Source organism: Desulforamulus profundi, assembly GCF_002607855.1.
Genome location: NZ_AWQQ01000050.1, coordinates 1 through 6,860 on the forward strand (window position 1 = coordinate 1; position 6,860 = coordinate 6,860).

Annotated in this window: 1 pseudogene and 2 CRISPR repeat arrays; the pseudogene reads right to left on the minus strand. The window is 42.2% G+C overall.

Annotated elements, in window-relative coordinates:
* Nucleotides 1–56 precede the first annotated feature (56 nt).
* Nucleotides 57–2,815: direct repeats of the CRISPR family, unit length 30 nt; unit sequence GTTTTTAGCCTACCTATGAGGAATTGAAAC.
* A gap of 330 nt (nucleotides 2,816–3,145) precedes the next feature.
* A pseudogene (locus tag P378_RS08970) lies at nucleotides 3,146–4,279 on the minus strand (IS3 family transposase).
* 99 nt (nucleotides 4,280–4,378) lie between these two features.
* A CRISPR array of direct repeats spans nucleotides 4,379–6,804; the repeat unit is 30 nt; unit sequence GTTTTTAGCCTACCTATGAGGAATTGAAAC.
* Nucleotides 6,805–6,860 lie beyond the last annotated feature (56 nt).

Here is a 6,860-nt window from a genome sequence, read left to right on the forward strand (position 1 = left end):
CTATGAGGAATTGAAACTTTGAGTGTGTATCAAATTGGTTAGGCGAATCATTAACCGTTTTTAGCCTACCTATGAGGAATTGAAACCCGGGAAGCAAAGAGGCAAGGAAGATGACCGTTACGTTTTTAGCCTACCTATGAGGAATTGAAACGTGCATGGCGCACCTCCTTTTTACCAGACGCTTCAAGTTTTTAGCCTACCTATGAGGAATTGAAACCCATACACAAGGTCTCTTTCCTTGGCAAGGCTTTCTGTTTTTAGCCTACCTATGAGGAATTGAAACCCGTCAAAGGTAAGGCTGGTCACGGTCACGTCAGCGTTTTTAGCCTACCTATGAGGAATTGAAACTTAGGTACTTAGAAGGGATTTTGCTTTCATCGTTGAGTTTTTAGCCTACCTATGAGGAATTGAAACCCGCGTGTTGAGGTGGCTTTAGATGAGAGTGGGCGGTTTTTAGCCTACCTATGAGGAATTGAAACTCTGACACATCCTCAACTTTGTGATCGTCATGCACCGTTTTTAGCCTACCTATGAGGAATTGAAACTCCATCTGTGTCTGTCTCCGCAGTTCGTGCTGGTATGCGTTTTTAGCCTACCTATGAGGAATTGAAACCTTCTAGTACGGCACGCTCTGGGTGCGAGTCGTGCCGTTTTTAGCCTACCTATGAGGAATTGAAACTTGGTGCTCGGTAGTGTGCGAAAATGATTGCTCACTTCGTTTTTAGCCTACCTATGAGGAATTGAAACCCAGCCCCGATATGTGGGCCAGGAGGGGCGTGGCAAGAGTTTTTAGCCTACCTATGAGGAATTGAAACTCTATAACTTCTTCGCTTTCTTCGCTGTTGTAGCAGTTTTTAGCCTACCTATGAGGAATTGAAACTGCTGTCAAGAATCTTGTCCCGGGTGTCCGGGTCATTCGTTTTTAGCCTACCTATGAGGAATTGAAACTCCATGCGATGCCGCAGGTTTCGGCTTCCGGCACCGTTTTTAGCCTACCTATGAGGAATTGAAACGAAAAAGTCCTCCAGCTTTCTAACTGCGATCTGGCCGTTTTTAGCCTACCTATGAGGAATTGAAACATATCCATCATGTTCGTGTCCCTCCTAAATGATGTAGTTTTTAGCCTACCTATGAGGAATTGAAACTTATGAGCAATATAGTTGACACGAGGTGCGTAATTGTTTTTAGCCTACCTATGAGGAATTGAAACTTGACATGAAAAACGGTACGGAGTTTAAGGTTTTCAAAGTTTTTAGCCTACCTATGAGGAATTGAAACTTCATTATACATGGGAGGCGGCAGTAATAGAAGGGATGTTTTTAGCCTACCTATGAGGAATTGAAACATTACCCTCCTGTGTAATTTATCGCTCACTGTCGAGTTTTTAGCCTACCTATGAGGAATTGAAACTGCTTTGATTTTCACCAGCCGCAAACCGGAGGCTAAAGTTTTTAGCCTACCTATGAGGAATTGAAACAAGGGTACATCAGTCACCTCCGTTACTGCACAATGGGTTTTTAGCCTACCTATGAGGAATTGAAACACAAAAGTTTTTCCGGGCTGTTTCTATTGCTTTCGGAGTTTTTAGCCTACCTATGAGGAATTGAAACACTATAAGATAATTCCGAAGAAAATGGTAATATTAGTTTTTAGCCTACCTATGAGGAATTGAAACGACGTTGCAATCGTCTCAACTGCCCCAGGATAGATGATGTTTTTAGCCTACCTATGAGGAATTGAAACTAGAGGGCTATGAAGGGCTTGGATTTAGGACACTCGTTTTTAGCCTACCTATGAGGAATTGAAACCTACCAATGCCACTTTTTAAATGTGACAACCTTTTAACAGTTTTTAGCCTACCTATGAGGAATTGAAACTATTTTTCTTGCCAACCATCATTAAGGAATATTTTTAGTGTTTTTAGCCTACCTATGAGGAATTGAAACGGCCATGCAATAGGCTACTTCTTTGGTTACCGGGCCGGGTTTTTAGCCTACCTATGAGGAATTGAAACCTTATGTCCATTTTCCTTCTCCTTTTTATCAGCACTCGAGTTTTTAGCCTACCTATGAGGAATTGAAACCTCGGTGCAGCACTCCCCGGCGTTTGTTCAAAATTACTGGTTTTTAGCCTACCTATGAGGAATTGAAACACGCTTTGGCTTTGTCAATAGAGATCACTTCGCAACGTTTTTAGCCTACCTATGAGGAATTGAAACTCGCATCTCTCGGGCCGGTGGCCTGCTCATATCCGCGTTTTTAGCCTACCTATGAGGAATTGAAACCATGAAATATAATGCATGAAGGAGGTGAAATGAAAAAATGTTTTTAGCCTACCTATGAGGAATTGAAACTGGTCAAATCCAGGGGACGTTGTTTTCTCGCCGTTCATGTTTTTAGCCTACCTATGAGGAATTGAAACCTTCTAGTACGGCACGCTCTGGGTACGAGTCGTGCGTTTTTAGCCTACCTATGAGGAATTGAAACTTTTATACAAACAATTTTCATATAAATACTTAAACTGTTTTTAGCCTACCTATGAGGAATTGAAACACTGTATTCTGAGTGCTGTTATGTCCGGTGTATCTGTTTTTAGCCTACCTATGAGGAATTGAAACTACCATATCGCTTACAACTGATTGGACTTATGACGGTTTTTAGCCTACCTATGAGGAATTGAAACTGTCTGTCGTATGAAAAATCGAATTTAAATCTATTTGTTTTTAGCCTACCTATGAGGAATTGAAACGACATGTATGCCCCTACATTGTCGCAATCCTCTACTGGTTTTTAGCCTACCTATGAGGAATTGAAACTGCGTCTTACTGAACCTACCCCGAATCAATAGACACTAAAAACGCACAATATCTAACTGTCTCACAAAATTGCTTAATTATATAATATTTAGTATGTTATGTTAAGGTGAAGGTGGGTTTTTAATTCGCCGGAGTACCACCCCTTGATATATGATCATGGTCGTTTATCGGAGCGATAGCGGAGACCCTTGACATGGAGAATGCCCGTGTTAGCCTTTCATGGCAAGGGGCACTAAGCGAAGCTGGGTTGCCCTTGGCCCTTGGAAACACGGGTGCGAGGCTCCATGTCAAGGGCGACCAAGGGTTAGTTTATGCACCAACATTTAGCGATCACGCTGCCTTTATAACTTCCATCGGTGTTTTGTAACAGTTGCTAGAATGTATGCGCCGTCGGTTGTAAAAGACTTCGATATATTCAAATATGGCTGCCTTGGCTTCGGCCCGCGTCTTAAACCGCTTACCGTACAACCACTCTTGTTTGAGCTTGCCCCAGAATGATTCCATAGGAGCGTTGTCATAGCAGTTCCCTTTGCGGCTCATGCTACATATAAATTTATTTTCATTTAGTATGGCCTGATATTCTCTGCTGGCATATTGGACACCGCGATCGGAATGTACCAATAGCCCTTCTTTCGCACCAGTTCTGCCTATGGCCTGGTTTAGGGCTTCTATGACAAGTGACTTTCTCATGTGCTCGGCCATGGCAAAGCCAACGATTGGCCTGCCGCACAAATCCATAACACCGGCGAGGTACAGCACCCTTCATCGGTTGCAACATAGGTGATATCACTTACCCACTTTTGATTTGGCTTATTTGCTGTAAATTCGCGGTTAAGCAGATTTTCAGCAACCTGGAGGTTATGATTTGAGTTAGTCGTTGCCTTATATTTTTTTACGGTCTTTGATTTGATGCCGTTTTTTCTCATCAGCCTGTATACACGATTTTTGCTAGGTGCGCCGTCGTTCTTTAGTTCGTTGGTTATGCGARGATATCCGTATATAGCGTGGTTCTTCTTGTAGATAGCCTTTATCTTTTCGAGCAGCAACTCATTTTCTATTTCTCGATTGCTTTTGGGTCGCCTTAAATATGCGTAAAAACCGCTCCTTGATACCTGGAGCACCTCAGCCATCTTCGCAACCCGAAATTCGGAGCGGTGTGCCTCCATGAAACGAAAGCGTTCTATTTCTGGTTTTTGGCGAAGTAGCTGCCGCCTTTTTTAAGATGGCGTTTTCCTCTTTCAGATCCATAATTTCTTTACGAAGCCTACRCAACTCATCGTCAGCCTTGTGCAGGTGACCGCTTCCGGGAAAGGCATTTTCGCCGTGTTTACCGAACTTCCTTATCCACCCATATAGCGTGGTGGGACTTAAATCTAGTTCCCTGGCTACCTCAGCGGCAGACTTTTCCCCCGCCTTCACACGATTGACTGCCATAATTTTGTATTCTTTATCAAATGTTCTCATTTAGGACACCTCCGTGATTTTATTGTATCACACGTTCTATGTGTCCATAAAATCGCGGTAAGGTCACTTACCATTCCTATCATTCGATACTATATCTAAGTTTTTAGCCTACCTATGAGGAATTGAAACAAATTTGGCGTAGCTACATTACCTGCTACTTCTCCTGTTTTTAGCCTACCTATGAGGAATTGAAACTCGAGCATTTCCGCTATGAGCGGTACATAGAGGACGGTTTTTAGCCTACCTATGAGGAATTGAAACTCCAGTATCAGTACGGCAAATGCCACGGCATTGCTCTTGGTTTTTAGCCTACCTATGAGGAATTGAAACAAGGTGGTATAAAAATAACTTTGCACTTTTTTTGCGTTTTTAGCCTACCTATGAGGAATTGAAACCTGCAAAAATGCTGGTATAGGATAACCTTCAATCAGTTTTTAGCCTACCTATGAGGAATTGAAACGAGTATAATCCAGGTTGTTTAGCGCCTTTAGATCCCCGTTTTTAGCCTACCTATGAGGAATTGAAACAACTCCGCGTCAGCTCGCCCCCATGTCGCTTGTGCCTCGTTTTTAGCCTACCTATGAGGAATTGAAACCCAAGGTATACCCAAACAATTTCAAGGGTGACAGGTGTTTTTAGCCTACCTATGAGGAATTGAAACCGCATCTGCATGCGCCGGTGATATGCTTCATCGATGAGTTTTTAGCCTACCTATGAGGAATTGAAACACCTCCGAGATTGGCCTTTTCTTTTTCAATCTCAAGGTTTTTAGCCTACCTATGAGGAATTGAAACGAAGTTTGGAATATAAATTAAAATTTCAACAACGAAAGTTTTTAGCCTACCTATGAGGAATTGAAACTCATTCATTCGATGATGATATTCCAGAAAGTCTTAAGTTTTTAGCCTACCTATGAGGAATTGAAACACGACATATTTCAGGCTCCTGATGGTGGCGAATAGGGTTTTTAGCCTACCTATGAGGAATTGAAACCTCTTCAGCTGAATCCGATCCGATGAAGCGGTTTTGGGTTTTTAGCCTACCTATGAGGAATTGAAACTAATCCTTTACAAACTGCCTTTTAGTTTGTCGATCCCGTTTTTAGCCTACCTATGAGGAATTGAAACAGGGGTCGTGTCGCCAGCTCCAAGGAGATAACTCAGTTTTTAGCCTACCTATGAGGAATTGAAACCTGCGAGATGTGCCTACCGCCGCCGGGAAAGAGATGCGTTTTTAGCCTACCTATGAGGAATTGAAACGAGGTTGTTTAAATGAAGAAGATTGCTGTCTTTGAGTTTTTAGCCTACCTATGAGGAATTGAAACCTGTTGGCGGTACCATCGGCATGAAAAATTCAGTTCGCAGTTTTTAGCCTACCTATGAGGAATTGAAACTCAGAGCCAACAAAGGACTTCCGGGAGCGTGTGCTCAAAGTTTTTAGCCTACCTATGAGGAATTGAAACCCGGCACGTCAAGGGGATAAAGGCCGGCCGGCCTAGTTTTTAGCCTACCTATGAGGAATTGAAACAAATCAGGGACTATGAAATTGGCCACAAGACCAGCAAGTTTTTAGCCTACCTATGAGGAATTGAAACTTGGCAGGGATTCGGAAATAAATTGAAAAGTAGTTAGTTTTTAGCCTACCTATGAGGAATTGAAACAATACAAGCAGGTTTCACACATTGTATTAATTCCTCCGTTTTTAGCCTACCTATGAGGAATTGAAACGGCCATCAACCAATATTCCATCCAATATCTTGCCGCCGTTTTTAGCCTACCTATGAGGAATTGAAACTTTATTAGCTTGATAGCGATTTCATTGCACCGGCCGGGGTTTTTAGCCTACCTATGAGGAATTGAAACAAAAACTATCGGCTAGAACAGGCCACGCCCGATAAGGTTTTTAGCCTACCTATGAGGAATTGAAACCGTTATATGGGTGTAATGTTCAGCAGTCTTTCATAAGTTTTTAGCCTACCTATGAGGAATTGAAACCATAGAGAATTAGCTCCCTGCGATCCCCAGGAGTTTCTGTTTTTAGCCTACCTATGAGGAATTGAAACCCGTTCAGGTCAAATATGCCGAACGGACTTCCGTCAGTTTTTAGCCTACCTATGAGGAATTGAAACTCAAGTGGAACCAGCGCAGCCATGTCATAACTGACTGGTTTTTAGCCTACCTATGAGGAATTGAAACAAAGTGATATATTTAAAAATAAAATTTCATTAGTTAGTTTTTAGCCTACCTATGAGGAATTGAAACTTTTCAGATCATTAGATATTTTACTCTTCCCTATTGAGTTTTTAGCCTACCTATGAGGAATTGAAACACCTGCGTTCGTTAACTATCTGGAAAGACATCCCACGTTTTTAGCCTACCTATGAGGAATTGAAACTTGTAGTATATCCTGTCATTGTTTGGATCATCTGCGTTTTTAGCCTACCTATGAGGAATTGAAACCGGGTCATCAGGTAGCGGACCTGGGAGTTGGTAAACGTTTTTAGCCTACCTATGAGGAATTGAAACAGAAAAGTGGAATTGAAGATTGTCGCACAGATCGTTGGGTTTTTAGCCTACCTATG